Raw genomic sequence first — 23,721 nt, 5'->3', positions numbered from 1 at the left:
CTGGGCGTTTGTCCGAAGAGCGGGCTATGGTTGGTGCAATGCCCGGCGCTGTGCACCAGTTGGCCGGGCTCGCATGCTGGGCTCGCCCCGCGTACGCGGCGTGACGCCGCGCCCGGCCCCCGTCCATCCAGGAAAGGGGGACCACATGACCCGGGCTCCGGCGAACCTTCTGGCCGTACGCAGCCTGCTGCTCACGTACCTCAACGTCGACAAGGACAGAGCCCGCGACGCGGACCTGGAGCCCGCCGAGGTGGGCATCGTCGGTGACCCGGCCCACCGGGGCGGCTACCACTGCGGCTCGGACCGGGTGGTGAGCAACGACTACTCGGTGGTCGAGTCACCACGGGACCGTGCCGGTCTGACGCTGGACGCGGCCGCCCTCGACGTCGGCCAGTTCCGCGTCACCGTCAAGGGCAAGGCCCACGACCTGCGCAGCTTCTCCACGTGGTGTGTCGGCCAGTGCGGCGCGAACGCCGCGGACACCCGGGACATCCGGGAGATCATCTACAGCCCCGACGGCCGCACCGTGCGCCGGTGGGACCGGCTCGGCAAGCGGTCCAGCGGCGACGACTCGCACCTCTGGCACACCCACTTCAGCTTCTTCCGGGACGCCATCAAGGCGGGCCGGGACCAGAGACCCCTGTTCCGCCGCTACCTGACCACCATCGGTCTGTTGGAGGACGACGACATGACCAGCGAAGAGCACAACTGGCTCGCCACCATCCACAAGAACCTGACCGTGCTCGACGGGCGCAACCCCATCGGCCAGATCTACACCCGGATGTCGGCGGGCGAGGACCACACCGGGGCGCCCACGGGCGGCTACCCCACGTTGAAGAGCATCACCACCCAGTTGACCGCCCTGCAGACGGCGCTGTCGACGCTGGCCGGCAAGGACTTCACCGACGAGCCGGCGATCATCCAGGGCGTGCTGGCGGGGTTGACGCCCGAAAAGATCGCCGCGGCGATACCGCCGACGATCGCCAAGCAGGTCGCCGACGAGCTCGCGCGCCGGATGGCCGCCTGATTCGTGGGCGGGCCGCCCCGGCCCGGGGGCGGCCCGCCCACCCCAACCGGCAACTCCTATTTCGCAATAAGTCTTGCGCAACACCTATTGCCAATGCCATCGTGGTGCCATGGAGAACCTCGACGTACGCCATGTCACCGACTCGCGGGTGCTGGCCGCCATGTCCCACCCGCTGCGCCGCCGGCTGATGGACGTGTTCAAGGTGCACGGCCCGTCCACCGTCGGCCTGCTCGCCGAGCGCACCGGCCAGGCGCCCGCCAACGTCAGCCATCACCTGAAGATGCTCGCCGCCGCCGAGCTGGTCGCCGAGGCGCCGGAGCTGGCGCGTGACCGGCGCGAGCGGTGGTGGCGGCTGGTCAGTCGGGGAGTGCGCTGGTCCAACACCGACTTCGACGCCGACCCGGCCGACCGTGCGGTGGCCGACGCGGCCACCTCGCTCACCCTCGACCGGCACGTCGCGCTCGCCCGCGCCTGGCACGCGGCCGACGAGGCGGCGCAGGCGGCCTGGGGCGACGGCCCGTTCTCCACCGACCGCTGGCTGCACCTCACACCGGAGGAGCTGGGGGAGCTGGGGCGCGAGGTGATCGACCTGCTGGCCCGCTGGGCCGACCGGAAGGTCCCCGACGACGGGCGGCGCCGCGAGCCGGTCTTCCTGTTCGCCTACGGCGTCCCGGCGAAGCCGTGACCGCGCTCGCCCCGGCCGGATCGCCGCCCCGGCGTCGCGGCGGGCTGCTGTGGCACCGCGACTTCCGGCTGCTCTGGGCCGGCCAGGCGGTCAGCAGCATCGGCAGCAACGTCACCGCCGTGGCGCTGCCCCTGGTGGCGGTCGCCGTGCTCGACGCGGGCACCGTGCAGGTGGCGGTGCTCACCGCCGCCGCGTGGCTGCCCTGGCTGCTGGTCGGCCTGCCGGCCGGCGCGTGGGTGGACCGGCTGCCCCGACGACCCGTCATGATCACCTGCGACGTGGTGTCGGCGCTGCTCTTCCTCAGCGTGCCGGCCGCCGCGCTGGTGGGGGTGCTCACCGTCTGGCAGCTGCTGCTCGTCGCGCTCGGCGCCGGGCTAGCCCGGGTCTTCTTCGAGACGGCCGACCAGGTCTACCTGCCCGTGCTGCTGCCTCCGGCCGAGGTGCCGGAGGGCAACGCCAAGCTACAGGTCACCCACACCGCGAGTTACGTGGTGGGGCCGGGCCTCGCCGGCCTGATCGCCCAGGCCGTCGGCGCGGTCGCCGCGCTGCTGCTCGACGCCGTGAGCTTCCTGGTCTCGGCCGCCTGCCTGGCCCGGATCCGCACGGTGGAACCCCGGCCGGCGCGCGCCGACCGGTCGCGGTCGCTGCGCCGGGAGATCGCCGACGGCCTGCGGTTCGTCGCCCGCGACCCGTACCTGCGGGTGATGACGGTCTTCGGCGCGGCCAGCAACATCGGCCTCGTCGGCTACCAGGCGGTGCTCGTCGTGTTCCTGGTCCGGGAGGTCGGGCTCGCCCCGGGCCCGGTCGGCCTGCTGGTCGCCGTCATGAGCGTCGGGGGCGTGGCGGGGGCCATGCTGGCCACCGTGGCCGGCCGGCGCCTCGGCACCGCGCGGGCCACGCTGATGGCGGCGGCGCTCGCCGGCCCGCCCGCGCTGCTGATCCCGCTCGCCGGGCCCGGCGCCGCCCTGCTCTGGCCGGCCCTCGGCGGGATCCTCATCGGCCTCGGAGTGGCCGTCAACAACGTGCTCAAGGGCAGCTTCCGGCAGACGTACACGCCGCACCACCTGCTGGGCCGGGTCACGGTCAGCATGCAGCTGCTCAACTTCGGCACCATCCCACCGGCGGCACTGCTGGCCGGCGCGCTGGGCGCCGCGTTCGGCGCGCGCGTCGCGGTGCTGGTGATGACCGCCTGGCTGGCGGTGACGCCGCTGATCCTGCTGGTGGGCCCGCTGCGGCGCCACCGGGACCTGCCCCGCGCACCCCGGGAGCCCGCCGACGTGGCCCGGCCACCGGCGGCGGACGAGCCGGCGAGGTGAGACACCGCGACGGCGGCCGGGCTCCCGGCCGCCGTCACCGGCGCGATCACATGGGACGGACGTTGTCCGCCTGCGGGCCCTTCTGGCCCTGCGTCACCTCGAACTCGACCTTCTGCCCCTCGCTGAGCTCACGGTAGCCACTGGACTGAATGGCCGAGTAGTGGACGAACACGTCCGGGCCTCCGCCGTCCTGCTCGATGAAGCCGAAGCCCTTTTCCGAGTTGAACCACTTAACCGTGCCGGTTGCCATGCGTCTCTCCCTGTTCCAAAGCGGGCCACCACCGGCCGCCGCCGATGATCGCCCTGTACCTCCCCGACACTAACGGGCCAAACCCCTATCCGCCGGGCGAAGTGCCGTAGGCGAGTGGGTGAACTCTTCCGGCGACCCCACAAAATCGGCACCACGGCCCTCCGGCTGGGGCATGCTTGCGCCGATGAGAGATGCCACGGCGGTCGCGTTGTCCGAGCTGGAACGCGAGATCGCCGTGGGCCACGGCCCCGACGGCCTGCGGCTGGCGCCCGCGCCCTTCGTGCCCGAGGTGCGGCTGCACCTGGCCGAGGACCCGATCCTGTGGTGGGCCCGGATGGAGGCCAACGCCGGCCACCGGCTGCCGCCCCCGTACTGGGCGTCGGTCTGGGCCGGCGGCCAGGCCCTGGCACGCCACCTGCTCGACCACCCCGAGCTGGCCGCCGGACGCCGGGTGCTGGACCTGGCCGCCGGGTCCGGCCTGGTGGCCATCGCCGCCGCGCTCGCCGGCGCCGCCCAGGTGACCGCCAACGACATCGACCCGTACGCCGTCGCCGCCGTGACGGTCAACGCGAGGGTCAACCGCGTACGCGTCACGGCCACCGGCGGCGACCTGCTCGACTCCGCCGTGGTCGGCGCGGACCTGCTGGTCGCCGGCGACGTGCTCTACGACCGCGCGCTGGCCGACCGCATGCTGCCCTTCCTGGCCCGGGCGGCGGCCGGCGGCGCCGACGTGCTCGTCGGCGACCCGGACCGGGGCCACCTGCCGCCGGACCGGCTGGCCACGGTCGCCAGCTACCCGGTGCCGACCACCGAACCGGCGGTCGACTCTCCGGTGCGCCGGGTGCAGGTGCTGCGCCCCGCCTGAAACCGCCGGCTCAGGGTCCACCCCGAGACGATGATCAGGGGCACAGTGGGGGATGCGGCCGGATGTGGCGGGTCGCGCAGGGCCATAGCGTACGGGTCATGGCGGATTGGCTGGCCCAGGTCGGAGAGTTGCCCACCACGTTGCTGATGGGGGTGCTCGGGGTGGTGATGCTCTTCGACGCCGTACCGCTGCTGGGGGTGCTGGTCCCCGGCGACGTGGCCATCCTCGCCGCGGTGGGGGTGGGCCGGCCCGCGACCGGGCTGGCCACCTTCACCTCCGTGGTCGCCGGCTGCCTGGCCGGCTGGTCGCTGAGCTTCCTGGCCGGCCGGCGCTACGGCGACCGGCTGCGCCACAGCCGCCTCGGCGGCTGGATCGGTGAGGCCCGGTGGGCGGCCGCCGAGGGCATCCTGCGCCGTGGCGGCGGACGGATGGTGCTCGTGGCCCCGTTCCTGCCCGTGTTCAACGCGCTGCTGCCGCTCGCCGCCGGCGGACTGCGGATGTCGTACCGGCGGTTCCTCGGCTGCGCGGCCCTCGGCGCCGCCGGCTGGGCCGGGCTCTACCTGGTCCTCGGCACCGCGTCCCGGTCGCTCGCCGGGCTGCTTCCCGGCGAGTCGAGCCCCATGCTGGTCACCATGGCGGTCGGGCTGGTGCTCGCCGGCGCGGTGCTCGTCGCGACCCGGCGCCGGCTGCGCGCGGTGACCGGTGTGGACGCCGCCTGATACGGCCGCAAGGCCACGCGACGGCGGCCCGATGAGGGAGCCGCCTCGCCCGAGCGGCCACATTCGCCGTCAGCTACCCGACACGGGGTAGTTCCGCACCGCCATCCCCACCACGATCGACGAGCCGAACACCACGTGGGGAGCTGAACCATGACCGACCCGTACCAGACGCAGCAGCCGCAGCCCGACGACCAGGGCAGCCCGGCGTATCCGCCGCAGCAGTACCAGCCGGTTTCCGGCTACGGCCCCGAGCCGGCCGTACCGCCGATCACGCCGCCCGCCGGGCGCAGCCGCAAGCCGCTGGTCGTCGGCGTCGGCGCTGCTGTCGCCGTGCTCCTGCTCGGCGTCGCCGGCTACGTCGTGTGGGACGGCTACATCAAGGAGGACTCCGGCGTCGCGGCCTGCAAGGCCATGCGGGACGGAACGTCGGTTGTCGGCGATGACAAACGAGGCAGTGACGACAAGTTGACCGAGGCCGAGTACCGGGAGGTGCGGGAGCTGTTCGAGGACTCCCGCCACGACAAGATCCGTGAGCACGGCACCGCCCTCATGGACGTCGTGTGGCAGGTGTCGCAGCTGCCCGAGGGGCAGGAGATGGGCGCCCTCGCGTTCATGGGTCCGCTGACGACGCACATGTCAGGACTGCAGACGGCGTGCGCCGACCAGGACGTCATCGTCGACCTGAACCAGAACTAGGCCCGCGCGGTCCGTGGCCGCCCACCCGACACGGTGGGCGGCCACGGCCGTGCTGATCCAGGGGCCGTACGAAACCCCGGCGGCTACCAGCCGCGGGCCCGCCACTGCGGCAGCGCCGGCCGCTCCGCGCCGAGCGTGCTGTCCTTGCCGTGACCCGGATAGAACCAGGTGTCGTCGGGCAACCGGTCGAACAGCTTCCGCTCCACGTCGCCGAGCAGCAGCGCGAACCGCTCCGGGTCCTTGTCGGTGTTGCCCACCCCCCCGGGGAAGAGGCTGTCGCCCGTGAACAGGTGCGGCGTGCCGGCCGGGTCCCGGTAGAGCAGGGCGATCGAGCCGGGCGTGTGCCCGCGCAGGTGGATCACCTCGAGCGCGCAGTCACCGACCGGGATCGTGTCGCCGTCGGCGACCGTCTCCGCGTCGATCGGCAGGCCGGCCGCGTCGTCGGCGTGCACCAGCGCCCGGGCGCCGGTCTTCGCCACCACCTCCTCCAGGGCCACCCAGTGGTCCATGTGCTGGTGGGTGGTCACCACGGCGGTCAGGCCATCGCCGCCGACCAGCTCCAGCAGGCGGGGCGCCTCGTTGGCCGCGTCGATCAGCACCTGCTCGCCCGTGCTCCGGCAGGTCAACAGGTACGCGTTGTTGTCCATCGGGCCCACCGACAGCTTGCTGATGGTGAGCCGGTCCAGCTCGCGTACCGCCGGCGCACCGCCGGGGCTCGCGTCACCGCTGTAGGTCATCTGGTCTCTACATCCATTCCGGTGGATTCGGCAGGGGGCCGTCGGGAGTGACGGTCAGCGGGTCGACGCCGCCGCGGCCGATGAGCCAGGCGGCGAGGTCGGGAGCGGGGCCGGCGACGACGGGCGCGCCCTCGCGTACCCCGATCACCAGCTCGTGCCGGCTGCCGTCGAAGCGGAGCACCATCGACGGCACCCCGGGTCGGGCGACGAGGTCGGTGGCGACCTCGTGCAGCAGCCGGTGGGCGAACGACTCCGGCCAGTCGGCCGGGCGGTGCCCGGCGGCCAGGTCCAGGTGGTGCACCTCCACCTCGCGCAGCCGGCACCAGATCAGCTCGGCGGCCACCCGGGGCCCGCCGGGCGTCGTGACGGTGGCGCTCCACGCCTCGGCGGGGGTCGCGGCCACGGCCTCGGCGAACCGGTCGGCGGAGCGGCGCAGGTCGTCCAGGTGGGCGGCGGCGGGCCGGGCGGCGCCGGCCTCGATGTCCGCGGCCCGGCGGGCCGGTGAGTCGTACATCGGCCGGGGCTCGCCGGAGCGGGCGGCGGTGAGCAGGTTCACGAAACCGTCGGCGTTGCGCGCGAGATGGGCCAGGACGTGGCCCCGCGTCCAGCCCGGCAACAGCGACGCGGCGGCCAGGTCGGCCTCGTCGAAGGCCGCCGCGGTGCGCAACAGCCGCGTCGTCGCGGCGTCCACCTCGCCGGTCAACAGCAGCGGATCCCGGGTCACGTTCCGACCCTAGCGGTCCGGCGGCCCCCCGTCGTCGCGGAAATCGCTTCCGGCGCGTCGCCGCGCGCCCTACCGTCGGCGGCAACGCGGCACCGGGACGTCGGGAGGAGGTGGGGCTCATGCCGGTCGTGGCACGCGTGTTCCGCCAAACCCTCCGACACCGATGAGGAAGCGCCATGAGAATCGACCTGACCGCCCTCGGCTGGGACGCCGACTGGGCGGCCCACGTACGCCGGGGCACCGACCACCGACCGGGCCGGGTGGCCCGGGTCGACCGGGGTGTCTGCACGGTGCTCTGCGCGGACGGCCCGGTCCGCGCCAGCCTGGGCGGCACGGTGCTCGCCGCCGCCGCCCGTGACCTGACCAACCTGCCCTGCGCGGGCGACTGGGTGCTGGTGGGCGCCTGGCCGGACGGCCGGCGCACCGTCGAGGCGGTGCTGCCCCGCCGCACCGCCCTGGTGCGCCGGACCGCCGGCAAGGACGCCAGCGGGCAGGTGCTCGCCGCCAACCTGGACGCCGCCGCGGTGGTCGAACCGGTCCACCCGGAACCGGACACCGGCCGCATCGAGCGGCTGCTCTCCCTCGCCCACGAGTCGGGGGCGCGCCCGCTGGTCGTCCTCACCAAGGCCGACCTGGCGGCCGACGCCGGCGCGGTGGCCCGCCAGCTCGCGGCCGTCGCCCCGGGCGTGCCGGTGCTGCCCGTCAGCGCCGAGCACGGCGCCGGCCTCGACCCGCTGCGCGCGCACGTCGCGCACGGGCGCACCCTCGGCCTGCTCGGGCCCTCCGGTGCGGGCAAGTCGAGCCTCGTGAACGCGCTGGCCGGTGCCGTGGTGATGCCCACGCAGGCCATCCGGCGGGTGGACGGCAAGGGCCGGCACACGACCACGTGGCGCTCCCTCGTGCCCGTGGCCGGCGGTGGCGCCGTCGTCGACACCCCCGGGGTCCGGGCGGTCGGCCTGCTGGACGGCTCGGCGGGCCTGGACCGGGCGTTCGCCGACATCGCCGACCTCGCCACCGGCTGCCGGTACGCCGACTGCGCGCACGACGGCGAGCCCGCCTGCGCGGTGCGGGAGGCGCTGGAGAGCGGCGAGCTGACCGCGCGGCGGTGGGAGAGCTGGCGCCGGTTGCAGCGCGAGGTCGCCTTCGAGACCCGGCGGCGGGAGGCCCGGCTGGCGTCCGAGCGACGCGGCGGCTGGCGGGGGGCCCGCCGGCGTGCGAACCGGCCCGCCCGGCCGCCGTCGCCGGGCGGGTTCTGACACCCGGCCGACCGGTCTGAGCTGGGGGAATGTGCGGGCGCGGAGAATTGTCGTACCTCAGGGCTAGAGTTGCCGAGGCGTCATTCCTGCGCCCGCACAACCGCTCACCCTTGCCGTCGAGCGGACAGAACCGCCTCATCTTCTTCCACCGGGAGTACACGGACCGTGGCCGACCGACTGATCATCCGTGGCGCGCGCGAGCACAATCTGCGTGACGTCAGTCTCGACCTGCCCCGGGACGCCCTCATCGTGTTCACCGGGCTCTCCGGGTCGGGCAAGTCGAGCCTGGCCTTCGACACGATCTTCGCGGAGGGGCAGCGGCGCTACGTGGAGTCACTCTCCTCGTACGCCCGGCAGTTCCTCGGCCAGATGGACAAGCCCGACGTCGACTTCATCGAGGGCCTGAGCCCGGCGGTCTCGATCGACCAGAAGTCGACCTCGCGCAACCCGCGTTCCACCGTCGGCACGATCACCGAGGTCTACGACTACCTCCGGCTGCTGTTCGCGCGCGTCGGCGAGCCGCACTGCCCGGTCTGCGGCGAGCGGATCTCCCGGCAGAGCCCGCAGCAGATCGTCGACCGCGTGTTGGCCATGCCCGAGGGCACCCGGTTCATGGTGCTCGCCCCGGTGGTCCGCGGTCGCAAGGGCGAGTACGTCGACCTCTTCTCCGAGCTCCAGGCGAAGGGCTACGCCCGGGCCCGGGTCGACGGCGTGGTGCACCCGCTCACCGAGCCGCCGAAGCTCAAGAAGCAGGAGAAGCACACCATCGAGGTGGTCATCGACCGGCTCAGCGTCAAGCCCAGCGCCAAGCAGCGGCTGACCGACTCGGTCGAGGCCGCGCTCGGGCTCTCCGGCGGCCTGGTACTGCTGGACTTCGTCGACCTGCCCGAGGACGACCCCGACCGGGAGCGGCGCTACTCCGAGCACCTCGCCTGCCCCAACGACCACCCGCTCGCCATCGAGGACCTGGAGCCCCGCGTCTTCTCCTTCAACGCCCCGTACGGCGCGTGCCCCGAGTGCACGGGCCTGGGCACCAAGAAGGAGGTCGACCCCGAGCTGGTCGTCCCCGACCCGGAGCGCACGCTGCGCGAGGGCGCGATCCAGCCCTGGTCGAGCGGGCACACGCTGGAGTACTTCCTCCGGCTGCTCGAGGCGCTCGGCGACGCCCAGCACTTCGACCTGGACACCCCGTGGCGGGCACTGCCGTCGCGGGCGCAGAAGACGATCCTGCACGGCTCCGACGACCAGGTGCACGTGCGCTACCGCAACAAGTACGGCCGTGAGCGCTCCTACTACACCGGCTTCGAGGGCGTGGTGCAGTGGATCGAGCGCCGGCACACCGACACGGAGTCGGAGTGGTCGCGGGAGAAGTACGAGGGCTACATGCGCGACGTGCCCTGCGCGTCCTGCGGCGGCACCCGCCTGAAGCCCGAGGTGCTCGCGGTCACGATCGCCGGCAAGAGCATCGCCGAGGTCTGCAACCTGTCGGTGGGGGAGTGCGCCGAGCTGCTCGCCGGCATCGAGCTGACCGACCGGCAGAAGATGATCGCCGAGCGGGTGCTCAAGGAGATCAACGCCCGGCTGCGGTTCCTGCTCGACGTCGGGCTGGACTACCTGTCGCTGGACCGGCCGGCGGGCACCCTCTCCGGTGGCGAGGCCCAGCGCATCCGGCTCGCGACGCAGATCGGCTCGGGGCTCGTCGGCGTGCTCTACGTGCTCGACGAGCCCTCGATCGGGCTGCACCAGCGCGACAACCACCGGCTGATCGAGACCCTCGTCCGGCTGCGCGGGCTCGGTAACACCCTGATCGTCGTCGAGCACGACGAGGACACGATCCGCACCGCCGACTGGATCGTCGACATCGGCCCGGGCGCCGGTGAGCACGGCGGCCAGATCGTGCACAGCGGTTCGGTGCCCGCGCTGCTGGAGAACCCGGAGTCGGTGACCGGGGCGTACCTGTCGGGTCGCAAGTCGATCCCGACGCCCCAGACGCGCCGCCCGCAGACTCCCGGCCGGGAGCTCGTCGTGCACGGCGCGCGCGAGCACAACCTGCGCAACCTCACGGTGAGCTTCCCGCTCGGGCAGCTCATCGCCGTCACCGGCGTCAGCGGCTCCGGCAAGTCGACGCTGGTGAACGACATCCTCCACGCCGTGCTGGCCAACCAGATCAACGGCGCCCGGCTGGTGCCCGGCCGGCACACCCGGGTCACCGGGCTCGAGCACGTCGACAAGGTGGTCGGCGTCGACCAGTCGCCCATCGGGCGTACGCCGCGGTCGAACCCGGCCACCTACACCGGCGTCTGGGACCACATCCGCAAGCTCTTCGCCGAGACCACCGAGGCGAAGGTGCGCGGCTACGGGCCCGGCCGGTTCTCGTTCAACGTCAAGGGCGGCCGCTGCGAGGCGTGCTCCGGCGACGGCACCATCAAGATCGAGATGAACTTCCTCCCCGACGTGTACGTCCCGTGCGAGGTCTGCAAGGGCGCCCGCTACAACCGGGAGACCCTCGAGGTCCACTACAAGGGCAAGACCGTCGCCGAGGTGCTCGACATGCCGATCGAGGAGGCGGCCGACTTCTTCTCCGCCATCCCGGCCATCCACCGGCACCTCAAGACCCTCGTCGACGTGGGCCTGGGCTACGTCCGCCTCGGCCAGCCCGCGCCGACGCTCTCCGGCGGCGAGGCGCAGCGGGTCAAGCTCGCCTCCGAGTTGCAGAAGCGGTCCACCGGCCGGACGGTCTACGTGCTCGACGAGCCGACGACCGGCCTGCACTTCGAGGACATCCGCAAGCTGCTCATGGTGCTCGAGGGCCTGGTCGACAAGGGCAACACGGTGATCACCATCGAGCACAACCTCGACGTGATCAAGACGGCGGACTGGCTCATCGACATGGGCCCGGAGGGCGGCCACCGGGGCGGCACGGTGCTCGCCACCGGCACCCCGGAGGAGGTCGCCGAGGTGCCCGAGAGCCACACCGGGCAGTTCCTGCGCCAGGTGCTCCGGCTCGACGGCGAGGCCAAGGGCGCCGCGGCGGCGACGTCCCGGGCGGCCAAGGCCAACGGCGCCAAGCCCCGCGCCACCCGGAAGGTCCCCGCCGGCGCACGCTGAGCCGCACCGCACCGGACGGGTGCGGCGGACATCGCGAACGCGGGTTGCGTCGGCGACGGCGCGCCCCGTTTCCGTGGGCGCCCATGTCCGCGATGCGAGCGCGGTGTTCAGCCGACGCGGGCCGATGTCGGCGACGGGAGCCGGTGCGGCGTGCGAGTGTGGCCTGCCGACCCGAAGTCGGCGACGCGAGCGCGACGGCCCGACGAGGATCCCCGCGAGCGTGATGCCTCAGAGGCATATTTATGCCTCTGAGGCATCACGCGTTCCGGCCACGGTGCCCCGGGCGCGCTGCGGACCATCGGCGCGAGCCACACCGGCCTCGGTAACGCCGCCACCGGTCCCGCCTCGGCGGCGCCAACACCGTCCCGCCTCGGCGGCGCCGCCACCGGTCCCGCCTCGGCCCGACGCGGCGTGCCGTCCGCCGTGGGGTTCCGGCATGATCCGGATGAACCGTCGGGCAGAGTGGGGCGTGTTGGAGAGTGTGGCCAGAGGTCAGGACGGGCCGCGGCGGCCGAGAGGGAAGGGCGAGGCATGAGTGACGATCAGGAGCTGACCGGTCCGGGCACGCAGACGCGGCGGGCGCTGCTCGCGGGCGCCGGCGCGGTCGGAGCGGCCGTCGTCCTGACCGCCTGCGGCGGCGACGGGTCGGGCAACGGGGCCACCGGCCAGCCCACCAGCGGCGGGCCCCCGGTGCCCAGCAGCGGTGACGCCGGCGGCGGCGACCGGCAGAACGCCCAGTCGCTGGCGACCACCACCGACATCCCGCTCGGCGGCGGCAAGGTCCTCGCGGCCGAGGGCGTCGTGATCACCCAGCCGACCGCCGGGCAGTTCAAGGGCTTCGACCCGATCTGCACGCACCAGGGCTGCCCGGTGTCGAACGTCGACGGCGGCACGATCAACTGCACCTGCCACGGCAGCAAGTTCTCGATCGAGGACGGCTCGGTGAAGGCCGGCCCGGCCACGAGGCCGCTCGGTCGCAAGGACGTGAAGGTCGTCGGGGACCAGATCTCCTTCGCCTGACGAGGGCCCGCCCCCGGCGCTCCGCGGCGGCGCCGGGGGAGCGTCGGTGGTGCGGACTAGGCTTGCAGCCGTGGCTGACCCCTCGACCTACCGTCCCGCGCCCGGCACCATTCCGGAGTCGCCGGGGGTCTACCGCTTCCGCGACGGCACCGGCCGGGTGATCTACGTCGGCAAGGCGAAGAACCTCCGCAGCCGGCTCAACTCCTACTTCGGCGACATCTGGAACCTGCACGAGCGCACCCGCCAGATGGTGACCACGGCCGAGTCGGTCGACTGGATCACGGTGGGCACCGAGGTCGAGGCGCTCCAGCAGGAGTTCACCTGGATCAAGCAGTACGACCCCCGGTTCAACGTCCGCTACCGCGACGACAAGTCGTACCCGTACCTGGCCGTCACGCTCGACGAGGAGTACCCGCGGCTCCAGGTGATGCGCGGCGCGAAGCGCAAGGGGGTGCGTTACTTCGGGCCGTACTCGCACGCCTGGGCGATCCGCGAGACGCTGGACCTGCTGCTCCGGGTCTTCCCGGCCCGCACCTGCTCGGCCGGCGTGTTCAAGCGCGCCGGCCAGGTCGGCCGCCCCTGCCTGCTCGGCTACATCGGCAAGTGCTCGGCGCCCTGCGTCGGCAGCGTCTCCGCCGAGGAGCATCGGGAGATCGTCGACGGGTTCTGCGACTTCATGGCCGGCCGCACCGACACGATGGTGCGCAAGCTCGAACGGGAGATGACCGAGGCCAGCCAGCAGCTCGAGTTCGAGCGGGCGGCCCGGTTGCGCGACGACGTGGCGGCCCTGCGCCGCGCCATGGAGAAGCAGACCGTGGTGCTCGGTGACGGCACCGACGCCGACGTGGTCGCGTTCGCCGACGACCCGCTCGAGGCGGCCGTGCAGGTCTTCCACGTCCGTGACGGGCGGGTGCGGGGCCAGCGCGGCTGGGTGGTGGAGAAGACCGAGGAGCTGAGCGTCGGCGACCTCGTGCACCACTTCTGCACGCAGGTCTACGGCGGCGAGCACGGCGAGGCCGACGTGCCCCGCGAGCTGCTCGTTCCCGAGCTGCCGGCCGACGCCGACGCGCTGGCCGACTGGCTCTCCGGCCACCGGGGCAGCCGGGTGACCCTGCGGGTGCCGCAGCGGGGTGACAAGCGGGCCCTCATGGAGACGGTGGAGCGCAACGCCAAGGACGCGCTGGCTCGGCACAAGCTGCGCCGCGCGGGTGACCTCACCACCCGCGGCAAGGCGCTCGACGAGATCAGCGAGGCGCTCGGCATGCGGACGTCGCCGCTGCGCATCGAATGCTTCGACATCTCGCAGATCCAGGGCACCGACGTGGTGGCCAGCATGGTCGTCTTCGAGGACGGGCTGCCGCGCAAGAGCGAGTACCGCCGCTTCATCATCCGGGGCGCCACCGACGACCTCTCCGCGATGTCCGAGGTGCTGCGTCGCCGGTTCGCCCGCTACCTCGACTCCCGCTCGGAGACCGGCGAGGCGGGCGTCGAGTCGGCCGACGACCCGGAGGCCCCGGCCGGGCAGGCCCCGGCCGGCCCGGCCGGCTCCGGTGAGCCGCAGGTGGGCACACTCGTCGACCCGACCACCGGCCGGCCGCGCAAGTTCGCCTACCCGCCGCAGCTCGTGGTGGTCGACGGCGGCCCGCCGCAGGTCGCGGCGGCCGCGCAGGCGCTCGCCGAGCTGGGCATCGACGACGTGGCGCTGTGCGGGCTGGCCAAGCGGCTGGAGGAGGTGTGGCTGCCCGACGACGAGTTCCCGGTCATCCTGCCGCGCAGCTCCGAGGGTCTCTACCTGCTGCAACGCGTACGCGACGAGGCGCACCGGTTCGCCATCACCTTCCACCGGCAGCGCCGTTCGAAGCGGATGACCCAGTCGGCTCTGGACACCGTGCCCGGCCTCGGCGAGGTGCGGCGCAAGGCGCTGCTGCGGCACTTCGGCTCGCTCAAGCGGCTCTCGGCGGCCACCGTCGAGGAGATCACCGAGGTGCCGGGGGTCGGCCGGCGGACGGCCGAGGCGATCCTCGCGGCCCTGGACGGCGAGCGGAAGGCGCCGTCGACCGACTGAAACGATCAGCCCTCGGCCAGCACGCCGAGGATCTGCTCGCCGTACTTCGCGAGCTTGTTCTCGCCGACCCCGCCGACCCGGGACAGCTCGGCCAGCGAGGTGGGCGCGTCGGTGGCGATCTGCCGCAGCGTCGCGTCGTGGAAGATCACGTACGCCGGGACGCCCTGCTCCTTCGCGGCCGCCGCACGCCAGGCGCGGAGCCGCTCGAAGACCGGCGCGGCGGCCGGCGGCAGCTCGGCCACGGCGGCGCCCGCCGACCGGGACCGGCCCGCGCGGCCGGACGCGGGCCGCTCCGGTTCGCGCCGCATCATCACGGTCCGCCGGCGGCCCAGCACCTCGGCGCTGGCGTCGGTGAGCACCAGGGTCCCGTAGTCGCCCTCGACGGCGAGCAGCCCCTCGGCGAGCAGTTGCCGGACCACGCCGCGCCACTCGGCCTCCCGCAGCTCCTCGCCGATGCCGAAGACGGTGAGCGAGTCGTGGCCGAACTGGGTCACCTTGTCGGTGCGCCGCCCGAGCAGGATGTCGATGCAGTGCCCGGCGCCGAAGCGTTGGTTGCGCTCCCGGTCCAGCCGGAACACGGTGGACAGCAGTTTCTGCGCGGCGATCGTGCCGTCCCAGGACTCCGGCGGCTGGAGGCAGGTGTCGCAGTTGCCACAGGGGCCGGTGGCCGTCTCGCCGAAGTACTCGAGCAGCTGGGCGCGGCGGCAGCGAACCGTCTCGCAGAGCGCGAGCATCGCGTCCAGGTGGCGGGCCAGCCCCCGGCGGTGCGCCGCGTCGCCCTCGGACGTCTCGATGAGCTTCCGCTGCTGGACGACGTCCTGCAGCCCGTACGCGAGCCAGGCCGTGGACGGCAGGCCGTCACGGCCGGCGCGGCCGGTCTCCTGGTAGTAGCCCTCCACCGACTTCGGCAGGTCGAGGTGGGCGACGAAGCGGACGTCGGGCTTGTCGATGCCCATTCCGAACGCGATCGTGGCGACCATCACGAGCCCGTCCTCGCGCAGGAAGCGCTGCTGGTGCGCGGTGCGCGTGGCCGCGTCGAGGCCCGCGTGGTACGGCAGCGCGGCGACGCCGTTGGCGGTGAGGAACTCGGTGGTCTTCTCGACCGAGGCGCGGGAGAGGCAGTAGACGATGCCGGCGTCGCCCGGGTGCTCGTCGCGCAGCAGGCTCAGCAGCTGCTTGCGGGGCTCCCGCTTGGGCACGATCCGGTACTGGATGTTGGGCCGGTCGAAGCTCGCCACGAAGTGCCGCGCGCCGGTGAGGTCGAGCCGGGTGGCGATCTCGGTGCGGGTCGCGCTGGTCGCCGTGGCGGTCAGGGCGATCCGCGGCACGTCCGGCCACCGCTCGTGCAGCATGGACAGGCCGAGGTAGTCGGGCCGGAAGTCGTGACCCCACTGGGAGACGCAGTGCGCCTCGTCGATCGCGAAGAGCGCGATCTTGCCGCGGTCGAGCAGCTGGACGGTGCCGCGCGCGCCGAGCGCCTCGGGCGCCAGGTAGAGCAGGTCCAGCTCGCCGGCGAGGAAGGCGGCCTCGACCCGGCGGCGGGCGTCGGAGTCGAGCGTCGAGTTGAGGAACCCGGCCCGGACGCCGACCGCGGTCAGCGCGTCGACCTGGTCCTGCATGAGCGCGATCAGGGGCGAGACGACGACGGCCACGCCGGGGCGGACCAGCGCCGGGATCTGGTAGCAGAGGGACTTGCCCCCGCCGGTCGGCATCAGGACGAGCGCGTCGCCGCCGGCCACCACGTGGTCGATGACGTCCTGCTGGAAGCCGCGGAAGGCGTCGTAGCCGAAGACCCGGCGCAGCACCTCGATGGCCTCGGAGGTGCGCAGGTCGGTGGGGGAGGCCATCCGCGAAGTGTACGAGCCGGCACCGACGCCGCCCCCGCCACGCGCCGCACCGGGACCCGGGGAGCGCGGGGCGGGTGGTGCCTGTGGGGCGTGCCGGTCGACGGGGCATACGCGGGATAGAGTCGCTGTTTGACCGTTCGGGGCCGGAAACCGGCCCGCAGGTCACGGTGGGGGGTAGTGGGTGAGCGAGGCGCGCACGGCCGAAGGGCGGCACGACACGCCGTCGTCGAGTTCGTCGACCGGATGGTCGGCGGTCTCGGCGGAGACCGCGACCGGGCAGCCGGCGGAGTCGGAGACCACCCTCGTGGTGGTCACCGGGCTCTCCGGCGGCGGGCGCAGCACGGTGGCCCGGGCGCTGGAGAACGTCGGCTACTACGTGGTCGACAACCTGCCGCAGGCGCTCATGCTCGACATGGCCGAGCTGGCGTTCAAGGCCGGTGGCGCGGCCCGCCGGACGGCCATGGTGCTCGACGTACGCTCCCGCGCGTTCTCCACCGACCTCGCCGGGGCGATCCGCGAGCTCAAGGAGCGGGGCTTCTCCCCCCGGGTCGTCTTCGTGGACGCCGACGACGAGGTGCTGATCCGCCGGTTCGAGAGCGTCCGGCGCTCCCACCCGTTGCAGGGCGACGGCCGGCTCGCCGACGGCATCGCGATCGAGCGCGGCCTGTTGGAGGAGGCCCGCGACCAGGCCGACGTGATCATCGACACGAGCCACCTGAACGTGAACCAGCTCCGCCGGCGCATCGAGGAGCTGTTCGGCGGTGAGGACGCCCGCCGGCTGCGGGTCACCGTCCTCTCGTTCGGCTTCAAGTACGGCCTGCCGTCGGACGCCGACTTCGTGCTGGACGCCCGGTTCCTGCCCAACCCGTACTGGGTGCCGGAACTGCGCGAGCACACGGGCCGGGAGGAGGCGGTGAGCGCGTACGTGCTCGGCCAGGAGGGGGCGGACGCGTTCGTGGCCGCGTACGCGGACCTGGTCAACAACACCACGGCGGGCTTCGAGCGGGAGGGCAAGCGCTACCTGACCGTGGCCGTCGGCTGCACGGGCGGCAAGCACCGCAGCGTCGCCATCGCGGAGGAGCTGGCCGGGCGGCTGCGCCAGTCCGGGCTCGCCGCGAACGCCCAGCACCGCGACCTGGGGCGCGAATGACGACGCGGGTGGTGGCGTTCGGCGGCGGCCACGGCCTGTCCGCGTCGCTGCGGGCGCTGCGCCGGTGCGCCCCCGAGCTGGACCTGGACATCACGGCCGTCGTGACCGTCGGCGACGACGGCGGCTCCAGCGGTCGCCTGCGCGCGGAGCGCGGCGGGCTGCCCCCGGGCGACCTGCGGCAGGCCCTCGTCGCGCTCGCGGGCGACCACCCGGCCACGCGGCGCAGCGCCGGGCTGTTCCAGCACCGCTTCGCCGAGGTGCCCGCGGCGGACGGGCCCGACGCGCCCGCCCCGACCGGCGACGGGCTGGCCGGTCACGCCGTCGGCAACCTGGTGCTCTGCGGCCTCATGGAACTGCTCGGCGACCCGGTGGCGGCGCTGGAGCACGCGGGCGCGATGCTCGGCGCGGTGGGCCGGGTGCTGCCGATGTCCTGCGAGCCGGTGGGCATCGAGGCGCGGGTCCGCGGCGCCGACCCGGACCGCCCCGACGAGGTACGCACGATCTCCGGCCAGCACCAGGTGGCGATCACGACCGGCCGGGTGGAGTCGCTGCGGCTGACGCCCGCGGCGCCGGAGGCGTGCCCGGAGGCCGTCGAGGCGATCGGCGTCGCCGACTGGCTGATCTTCGGGCCGGGCAGCTGGTACACGAGCGTCCTGCCGCACCTGCTCGTGCCCCGGCTCGCAAACGCCATCGTGTCCAGCCCGGCCCGCCGGCTCGTCACGCTCAACCTGGCCGCCGAGAAGGAGACCCTCCGTCTCTCCGTGGCCGACCACCTGGCCGCGCTGCGCTGGTACCTGCCGGAGCTGAAGGTCGATCACGTCCTGGCCGACGCCAAGGCGGTGGGTGACCCCGAACCGGTCGAACGTGCGGCAGAATCGCTGGGTGCCCGGCTGGTCCTCGCCCCCGTCGCCGTCCCCGACGGCGCTCCTCGCCATGATCCAGCCGCCCTGGGTGCCGCGCTGGTGCCTGTCCTGGGCGCCGATCGTTAGACACGTACGTAATCTCCGGCGACACGCCGGAACCGGTCCGTGAGGGGACGCACAATGGCGATGACGGCTGCGGTCAAGGACGAGCTGAGTCGGGTCGACGTGCCCAAGCCCTGCTGCCGGCGGGCGGAGATGGCGGCGCTGCTGCGCTTCGCCGGCGGGTTGCACATCGTCTCCGGCCGCGTGGTGGTCGAGGCGGAACTGGACACCGGGGCGGTGGCCCGCCGGCTGCGGCGGGAGATCGCCGAGGTCTACGGCTACCCCAGCGAGATCCACGTGCTCGCCTCCGGCGGGCTGCGCAAGGGCAGCCACTTCATCGTGCGGGTGGTCAAGGACGGCGAGGCCCTGGCCCGCCAGACCGGCCTGCTCGACGTGCGCGGTCGTCCGGTGCGCGGCCTGCCCCCGCACGTGGTGGCCGCGAACGTCTGCTGCGCCGTCTCCGCCTGGCGGGGCGCGTTCATGGCGCACGGCTCGCTGACCGAGCCGGGCCGCTCCAGCGCGCTGGAGATCACCTGCCCCGGCCCGGAGTCCGCGCTGGCCCTGGTGGGCGCCGCCCGCCGGATCGGCATCACCGCCAAGAACCGTGAGGTGCGCGGCGTGGACCGGGTGGTGGTCAAGGACGGCGACGCGATCGCCGCGCTGCTCACCCGCATCGGTGCGCACTCCAGCGTGCTGGCCTGGGAGGAGCGCCGGGTCCGCCGGGAGGTGCGGGCGACCGCGAACCGGCTGGCCAACTTCGACGACGCCAACCTGCGCCGCTCCGCGCGGGCCGCGGTGGCCGCCGCGGCGCGGGTGACCCGGGCGTTGGAGATCCTCGCCGAGGACGCCCCGAACCACCTCACCTCGGCCGGCCGGCTGCGGCTGGAACACCGTCAGGCCTCGCTCGAGGAGCTGGGCGCGCTCGCCGACCCGCCGCTCACGAAGGACGCCATCGCCGGGCGGATCCGCCGGCTCCTCGCGCTGGCCGACAAGCGCGCCCGTGACCTGGGCATCCCGGATACGGAAGCGGCCGTCACGCCCGACATGCTCGTGGTCTGATAGGACGGTGGCGGTCAGCGCGGGCGAGCGAGCCGGCGGGCCGGCGCACGCCCCGCCCCGTGCGGGTCGGGCGGCCGGCCGGGAACGCGGACCGGTCGCCACCCGGCGCAGCGCCCTGCCACGCGCTCGGATAGGGTCGCAGCGTACGGCAAGGGGGCCGGCACCGGTGCTCCTCGCCGCGCGCACCGCCTCGGGCGGTCAGGTCTTCTCGGACCGCGGCGGGGTGGCCGGAGATGAACTGTCAACGGCCGGCTCCAACGGTCGGCGCACATCACTCCGCCGGCGTCACGGTCTCCGGCCGGCGGACCAGAACGCGAGGAGATGGGACCTGTGACCATCCGGGTTGGCATCAACGGCTTCGGTCGGATCGGCCGCAACTTCTTCCGGGCAGTGCTGGCGTCCGGCGCTGACATCGAGGTCGTGGCGGTGAACGACCTGACCGACAACGCGACGCTCGCCCACCTTGTCAAGTACGACAGCATCCTTGGTCGCCTCCCGCAGGAGGTCAAGGCCACCGCCGACGAGATCACCGTGGGCGGCAAGACCATCAAGGCGTACGCCGAGAAGGACCCGGCGCAGCTGCCGTGGGGCGACGTCGGCGCCGACGTCATCATCGAGTCGACCGGTTTCTTCACCGACGCCACGAAGGCGAAGGCGCACGTCGACGGTGGGGCCAAGAAGGTCATCATCTCGGCGCCCGCGAAGAACGAGGACGTCACGGTGGTCATGGGCGTCAACCACGACCAGTACGACCCCGCCAAGCACACGATCATCTCGAACGCCTCCTGCACCACCAACTGCCTCGCCCCGATGGCGAAGGTGCTGCACGACACGTTCGGCATCCAGCAGGGTCTGATGACCACCATCCACGCGTACACGCAGGACCAGAACCTGCAGGACGCGCCGCACAAGGACCTGCGCCGCGCCCGGGCCGCCGCGCTCAACATCGTGCCGACCTCGACGGGCGCCGCGAAGGCCATCGGCCTCGTCCTGCCCGACCTGAAGGGCAAGCTGGACGGGTACGCGCTGCGCGTGCCGATCCCGACCGGCTCCGTCACGGACCTGACCGTCACGGTGGGCCGGGAGACGAGCGTCGACGAGGTCAACGCCGCGCTCAAGGCCGCCTCGGAGGGCGCGCTGCAGGGCATCCTCAGCTACAACGAGGACCCGATCGTCTCGACGGACATCGTCACCGACCCGGCGTCCTGCATCTTCGACGCGCCGCTCACCAAGGTGATCGGCAACCAGGTGAAGGTCGTCGGCTGGTACGACAACGAGTGGGGCTACTCGAACCGCCTGGTGGACCTCGTCAAGCTGGTGGGTTCGTCCCTGTGAGTGCGAGGAGTGAGCCTGCGAGCCCCGCAGTCACGAACGGAGGGCTGGCTCGGTGAGCATCCGCAACCTCGACGACCTGCTCGCCGAGGGGGTGTCGGGTCGGCGCGTGCTGGTGCGCGCCGACCTGAACGTCCCACTCGACAAGCAGAGCGGCGCGATCACGGACGACGGCCGCATCCGCGCCGTCCTGCCGACCCTGAGCGCGCTGGTCCAGGCCGGCGCGAAGGTGGTCGTCTGCTCGCACCTGGGCCGGCCGAAGGGCTCCCCGGACCCGCAGTTCAGCCTCCAGCCGGTCGCCGACCGGTTGGGTGAGCTGCTCGGCGCGCCGGTGCGCTTCGCCACCGACACGGTCGGCGACTCGGCCCGCTCCACCGTGGACGGGCTCGCCGACGGCGAGGTGGCGCTGCTGGAGAACCTGCGCTTCAACGCGGGCGAGACCAGCAAGGACGAGGCCGAGCGGGGCGCGTTCGCCGACCAGCTGGCCGCGTTCGGTGAGGCGTACGTCGACGACGCGTTCGGCGCCGTGCACCGCAAGCACGCCAGCGTCTACGACGTGCCGGCGCGCCTGCCGCACGTCGCCGGCCGGCTCGTGCTGCGCGAGGTGGAGGTCCTCTCCACGCTCACCGGCGACCCCGAGCGGCCGTACGTGGTGGTGCTCGGCGGTTCCAAGGTCTCCGACAAGCTCGCGGTGATCGAGGCCCTGCTGCCGAAGGTCGACCGGCTGCTCATCGGCGGCGGCATGTGCTTCACCTTCCTCAAGGCGCAGGGCCACGAGGTGGGCAGCTCGCTGCTGGAGGAGGAGATGGTGGAGACCTGCCGCAACCTCCTCGAGCGGTCCGAGGGCAAGATCATGCTTCCGGTCGACGTGGTGGCGGCCGACGCCTTCGCCCCGGACGCGGCGCACGACACGGTGCGCGCCGACGGCATCCCCACGAAGCGGGTGGGGTTGGACATCGGTCCGGAGACGGTGGCCGGGTTCGCGGCCGCCCTCAAGGGGGCGCGGACGATCTTCTGGAACGGCCCCATGGGCGTGTTCGAGATGGCCCCGTTCGCCCACGGCACCCGGGGTGTGGCCGAGGCGATCGCCGGCTCCGGCGCGTTCACCGTCGTCGGTGGCGGCGACTCGGCCGCGGCGGTCCGTGCCCTGGGGCTGGACGAGTCCGCTTTCGGGCACATCTCGACGGGCGGCGGCGCGTCGCTGGAGTACCTGGAGGGCAAGACCCTCCCCGGCATCGCGGCCCTGGAGAAGTGATGGCGAAGACCACGCGCCGGCCGCTGATGGCCGGCAACTGGAAGATGAACCTCAACCACCTCGAGGCCAACCTGCTGGTGCAGAAGCTGGCGGCGAGCCTCACCGAGAAGCAGCTCACCGACGTCGAGACGGTGGTGCTGCCGCCCTTCACCGACCTGCGCTCCGTGCAGACCGTGGTCGAGGGCGACAAGCTGCTCATCGGGTACGGCGCGCAGGACCTGTCCCCGCACGCCTCGGGTGCCTACACGGGCGACATCTCGGGGCCCATGCTGGCGAAGCTGGGCTGCACGTACGTGGTGGTCGGGCACTCGGAGCGGCGGGCCTTCCACCACGAGGACGACGCGGTCGTCAACGCCAAGGTGAAGGCGGCGCTGGCCCACGGGCTGACCCCGATCCTCTGCGTGGGGGAGGGGCTGGACGTGCGCGAGGAGGGCCGGCACGTGGCGCACTGCGCCGACCAGCTCGTCGCCGCCCTGAGCGGGTTCACCACCGAGCAGGCCACCAAAATCGTCGTGGCGTACGAGCCGGTCTGGGCGATCGGCACGGGCAAGACCGCCACGCCGGAGGACGCCCAGGAGGTGTGCGGGGCGGTGCGCGAGCGGCTGGCCGAGATCTACGACCAGGACACGGCGGACCAGGTCCGGATCCTCTACGGCGGCTCGGTCAAGGCGTCGAACGTCGCCGCGATCATGGCCCAGCCGGACGTGGACGGCGCGCTGGTGGGCGGCGCGAGCCTGGACGCCGAGGAATTCGCGCAGATCTGCCGGTTCCCGGAGCACATCGCGCGCTGAACGCTCGCTATCCTTGACTCCGCCCGTCCGCCGGTCGGTGCCGCCGTGCCCGACCTGTCCGGGCGAGGATCGCTACGAGAGGACTGACCCCAGCCATGCTGCCGATCTGGTTCGCATACACGTTGATCGTGTTGCTGATCATCACGAGCATCCTGCTCACCATGCTGATCCTGCTCCACCGAGGTAAGGGCGGTGGGCTCTCCAGCATGTTCGGCGGTGGAGTGAGCTCCAGCCTGGCCGGCTCCTCGGTGGCGGAGAAGAACCTCGACCGCTACACCGTCCTCGTGGGCATCGTCTGGTTCGCCTGCATCGTGGGGATCGGCCTCTGGCTCCGCCTCCAGCTCAGCAGCGGCGCCTGAGCGGGCCGGTTCGAGTCGTACAATCTGCGCGCGGTCCGTCACCCGACGGGCCGCGCGCAGGTCTTTTTCCGCACCGCGTCGCCCGCCGCTTCCCCTCTCGCGGCGGTTCCCCTCCGACGACAGGAGCGAGCAGCCGTGCCACATGGCAACGTGATCCGCGGTTCGCGGGTCGGGTCCGCCCCCGAGCGCCCGCCCGAGCGCTACGAACCGGCGCCCCGTCAGGCGGTCACCTACTGGTGCCGCAACGGCCACCGCGTGGAGATCCTCATCGCCGCGGAGGCCGCCGCGCCCGCCCTCTGGGACTGCCCGCGCTGCGGCCATCCTGCGGGACGGGACGCGCAGAACCCGCCGGGCCGGACCCGCTCCGAGCCCTACAAGAGCCACCTGGCCTACGTGAAGGAGCGGCGCACCGACGAGGAGGGCGAGGCCATCCTCGCCGAGGCCCTCGCCGCGCTGCGCCGCCGGCGCGGCCGCTGAACGCCCCGGCACCACGGC

General features: G+C 73.2%; 22 protein-coding genes. 18 read left to right on the top strand and 4 right to left on the bottom strand.

Annotation, left to right across the window (positions count from 1 at the left end; genetic code table 11):
- Nucleotides 1-145: 145 nt before the first annotated feature.
- From ACSNOA_RS23445 to ACSNOA_RS23435, 3 genes are all read left to right on the top strand, one after another.
- Entirely contained in the window at nt 146-1,027 is an 882-nt protein-coding gene (locus tag ACSNOA_RS23445) for a hypothetical protein (protein ID WP_436661432.1), read from the top strand.
- A 109-nt stretch (nt 1,028-1,136) separates the two neighbouring features.
- Entirely contained in the window at nt 1,137-1,712 is a 576-nt protein-coding gene (locus ACSNOA_RS23440; protein ID WP_436661431.1) for an ArsR/SmtB family transcription factor, read from the top strand.
- Nucleotides 1,709-3,028, top strand: a complete 1,320-nt coding sequence (locus ACSNOA_RS23435) for an MFS transporter (RefSeq protein WP_436661429.1) — start codon at nt 1,709-1,711, stop codon at nt 3,026-3,028. The genes ACSNOA_RS23440 and ACSNOA_RS23435 overlap by 4 nt, the downstream gene beginning before the upstream one ends.
- Nucleotides 3,029-3,074: 46 nt before the next feature.
- On the opposite strand, the gene ACSNOA_RS23430 is transcribed toward ACSNOA_RS23435, so the two are convergent.
- On the bottom strand, nt 3,075-3,278 hold the full coding sequence (locus tag ACSNOA_RS23430; RefSeq protein WP_076467683.1) for a cold-shock protein: 204 nt from the start codon (nt 3,276-3,278) through the stop codon (nt 3,075-3,077).
- A gap of 184 nt (nt 3,279-3,462) precedes the next feature.
- Here ACSNOA_RS23430 and ACSNOA_RS23425 point away from each other — a divergent pair, with 184 nt between their 5' ends.
- The 3 genes from ACSNOA_RS23425 to ACSNOA_RS23415 all read left to right on the top strand — a co-directional run bounded on the left by ACSNOA_RS23425 (nt 3,463) and on the right by ACSNOA_RS23415 (nt 5,558).
- Complete coding sequence (locus ACSNOA_RS23425; RefSeq protein WP_436661427.1) at nt 3,463-4,143, top strand: class I SAM-dependent methyltransferase; 681 nt, start codon at nt 3,463-3,465, stop codon at nt 4,141-4,143.
- Nucleotides 4,144-4,241: 98 nt separating this feature from the next.
- The gene (locus ACSNOA_RS23420) at nt 4,242-4,862 is read left to right on the top strand and encodes a DedA family protein (RefSeq protein ID WP_436661425.1); all 621 of its coding nucleotides are present in this window, start codon (nt 4,242-4,244) and stop codon (nt 4,860-4,862) included.
- Nucleotides 4,863-5,012: 150 nt separating this feature from the next.
- Nucleotides 5,013-5,558 (top strand): hypothetical protein, encoded by a 546-nt coding sequence (locus tag ACSNOA_RS23415; RefSeq protein WP_436661424.1) that lies wholly within the window; start codon nt 5,013-5,015, stop codon nt 5,556-5,558.
- Nucleotides 5,559-5,641: 83 nt separating this feature from the next.
- Here ACSNOA_RS23415 and ACSNOA_RS23410 read toward each other — a convergent pair whose 3' ends face one another.
- Together ACSNOA_RS23410 and ACSNOA_RS23405 are read right to left on the bottom strand one after the other, a co-directional pair.
- Nucleotides 5,642-6,295 carry an MBL fold metallo-hydrolase gene (locus tag ACSNOA_RS23410; protein ID WP_436661422.1) on the bottom strand — a complete coding sequence of 218 codons (654 nt, stop codon included), beginning with the start codon at nt 6,293-6,295 and terminating at the stop codon, nt 5,642-5,644.
- A gap of 7 nt (nt 6,296-6,302) precedes the next feature.
- Entirely contained in the window at nt 6,303-7,019 is a 717-nt protein-coding gene (locus ACSNOA_RS23405) for a maleylpyruvate isomerase family mycothiol-dependent enzyme (protein ID WP_436661421.1), read from the bottom strand.
- A 176-nt stretch (nt 7,020-7,195) separates the two neighbouring features.
- Here ACSNOA_RS23405 and rsgA point away from each other — a divergent pair, with 176 nt between their 5' ends.
- The 4 genes from rsgA to uvrC all read left to right on the top strand — a co-directional run bounded on the left by rsgA (nt 7,196) and on the right by uvrC (nt 14,468).
- Nucleotides 7,196-8,275: a ribosome small subunit-dependent GTPase A gene (rsgA, locus tag ACSNOA_RS23400; protein WP_436661419.1), complete on the top strand. Its 1,080-nt coding sequence runs from the start codon at nt 7,196-7,198 to the stop codon at nt 8,273-8,275.
- A 165-nt stretch (nt 8,276-8,440) separates the two neighbouring features.
- On the top strand, nt 8,441-11,383 hold the full coding sequence (uvrA, locus tag ACSNOA_RS23395) for an excinuclease ABC subunit UvrA (RefSeq protein ID WP_436661417.1): 2,943 nt from the start codon (nt 8,441-8,443) through the stop codon (nt 11,381-11,383).
- A gap of 531 nt (nt 11,384-11,914) precedes the next feature.
- Nucleotides 11,915-12,403, top strand: a complete 489-nt coding sequence (locus ACSNOA_RS23390) for a Rieske (2Fe-2S) protein (RefSeq protein ID WP_436661415.1) — start codon at nt 11,915-11,917, stop codon at nt 12,401-12,403.
- 70 nt (nt 12,404-12,473) lie between these two features.
- On the top strand, nt 12,474-14,468 hold the full coding sequence (uvrC, locus tag ACSNOA_RS23385; RefSeq protein WP_436661413.1) for an excinuclease ABC subunit UvrC: 1,995 nt from the start codon (nt 12,474-12,476) through the stop codon (nt 14,466-14,468).
- A 5-nt stretch (nt 14,469-14,473) separates the two neighbouring features.
- On the opposite strand, the gene recQ is transcribed toward uvrC, so the two are convergent.
- Nucleotides 14,474-16,315: a DNA helicase RecQ gene (recQ, locus tag ACSNOA_RS23380; RefSeq protein ID WP_436661411.1), complete on the bottom strand. Its 1,842-nt coding sequence runs from the start codon at nt 16,313-16,315 to the stop codon at nt 14,474-14,476.
- Nucleotides 16,316-16,619: 304 nt separating this feature from the next.
- Between recQ and rapZ the strand changes: the two genes are divergently transcribed.
- The 8 genes from rapZ to ACSNOA_RS23340 all read left to right on the top strand — a co-directional run bounded on the left by rapZ (nt 16,620) and on the right by ACSNOA_RS23340 (nt 23,703).
- Nucleotides 16,620-17,465 (top strand): RNase adapter RapZ, encoded by an 846-nt coding sequence (gene rapZ / locus ACSNOA_RS23375; RefSeq protein WP_436662422.1) that lies wholly within the window; start codon nt 16,620-16,622, stop codon nt 17,463-17,465.
- Entirely contained in the window at nt 17,462-18,454 is a 993-nt protein-coding gene (locus tag ACSNOA_RS23370) for a gluconeogenesis factor YvcK family protein (protein WP_436661409.1), read from the top strand. The genes rapZ and ACSNOA_RS23370 overlap by 4 nt, the downstream gene beginning before the upstream one ends.
- A 54-nt stretch (nt 18,455-18,508) precedes the next feature.
- The gene (gene whiA / locus ACSNOA_RS23365; RefSeq protein ID WP_088999356.1) at nt 18,509-19,489 is read left to right on the top strand and encodes a DNA-binding protein WhiA; all 981 of its coding nucleotides are present in this window, start codon (nt 18,509-18,511) and stop codon (nt 19,487-19,489) included.
- Between the two features lie 330 nt (nt 19,490-19,819).
- Nucleotides 19,820-20,824, top strand: coding sequence for a type I glyceraldehyde-3-phosphate dehydrogenase (gene gap, locus ACSNOA_RS23360; protein ID WP_436661407.1), 1,005 nt, complete (start codon nt 19,820-19,822; stop codon nt 20,822-20,824).
- Between the two features lie 52 nt (nt 20,825-20,876).
- Nucleotides 20,877-22,076: a phosphoglycerate kinase gene (locus ACSNOA_RS23355; protein ID WP_436661405.1), complete on the top strand. Its 1,200-nt coding sequence runs from the start codon at nt 20,877-20,879 to the stop codon at nt 22,074-22,076.
- Entirely contained in the window at nt 22,076-22,867 is a 792-nt protein-coding gene (tpiA, locus tag ACSNOA_RS23350; RefSeq protein ID WP_436661403.1) for a triose-phosphate isomerase, read from the top strand. The genes ACSNOA_RS23355 and tpiA overlap by 1 nt, the downstream gene beginning before the upstream one ends.
- A 98-nt stretch (nt 22,868-22,965) precedes the next feature.
- Nucleotides 22,966-23,226 carry a preprotein translocase subunit SecG gene (gene secG / locus ACSNOA_RS23345; RefSeq protein ID WP_436662421.1) on the top strand — a complete coding sequence of 87 codons (261 nt, stop codon included), beginning with the start codon at nt 22,966-22,968 and terminating at the stop codon, nt 23,224-23,226.
- Nucleotides 23,227-23,361: 135 nt separating this feature from the next.
- A complete protein-coding gene (locus ACSNOA_RS23340) occupies nt 23,362-23,703 on the top strand; it encodes an RNA polymerase-binding protein RbpA (RefSeq protein WP_436661401.1) in 342 nt (113 codons plus the stop codon).
- The last annotated feature ends 18 nt before the right edge of the window (nt 23,704-23,721 follow it).

Origin of the sequence: Micromonospora sp. URMC 103, assembly GCF_051386435.1 — a bacterium.
Taxonomy (GTDB): domain Bacteria; phylum Actinomycetota; class Actinomycetes; order Mycobacteriales; family Micromonosporaceae; genus Micromonospora.
This window is presented reverse-complemented; position numbering and strand designations above follow the sequence as displayed.

Bases quoted from the DNA above. Each gene is read 5' to 3' on its own strand.
- ACSNOA_RS23390 (WP_436661415.1), top strand. From the start codon at position 11,915: ATGAGTGACGATCAGGAGCTGACCGGTCCGGGCACGCAGACGCGGCGG.
- ACSNOA_RS23445 (WP_436661432.1), top strand. From the start codon at position 146: ATGACCCGGGCTCCGGCGAACCTTCTGGCCGTACGCAGCCTGCTGCTC.
- ACSNOA_RS23370 (WP_436661409.1), top strand. From the start codon at position 17,462: ATGACGACGCGGGTGGTGGCGTTCGGCGGCGGCCACGGCCTGTCCGCG.
- whiA (WP_088999356.1), top strand. From the start codon at position 18,509: ATGGCGATGACGGCTGCGGTCAAGGACGAGCTGAGTCGGGTCGACGTG.
- ACSNOA_RS23430 (WP_076467683.1), bottom strand. From the start codon at position 3,278: ATGGCAACCGGCACGGTTAAGTGGTTCAACTCGGAAAAGGGCTTCGGC.
- rsgA (WP_436661419.1), top strand. From the start codon at position 7,196: ATGAGAATCGACCTGACCGCCCTCGGCTGGGACGCCGACTGGGCGGCC.
- ACSNOA_RS23410 (WP_436661422.1), bottom strand. From the start codon at position 6,295: ATGACCTACAGCGGTGACGCGAGCCCCGGCGGTGCGCCGGCGGTACGC.
- recQ (WP_436661411.1), bottom strand. From the start codon at position 16,315: ATGGCCTCCCCCACCGACCTGCGCACCTCCGAGGCCATCGAGGTGCTG.
- ACSNOA_RS23425 (WP_436661427.1), top strand. From the start codon at position 3,463: ATGAGAGATGCCACGGCGGTCGCGTTGTCCGAGCTGGAACGCGAGATC.
- ACSNOA_RS23420 (WP_436661425.1), top strand. From the start codon at position 4,242: ATGGCGGATTGGCTGGCCCAGGTCGGAGAGTTGCCCACCACGTTGCTG.
- tpiA (WP_436661403.1), top strand. From the start codon at position 22,076: ATGGCGAAGACCACGCGCCGGCCGCTGATGGCCGGCAACTGGAAGATG.
- ACSNOA_RS23440 (WP_436661431.1), top strand. From the start codon at position 1,137: ATGGAGAACCTCGACGTACGCCATGTCACCGACTCGCGGGTGCTGGCC.
- ACSNOA_RS23415 (WP_436661424.1), top strand. From the start codon at position 5,013: ATGACCGACCCGTACCAGACGCAGCAGCCGCAGCCCGACGACCAGGGC.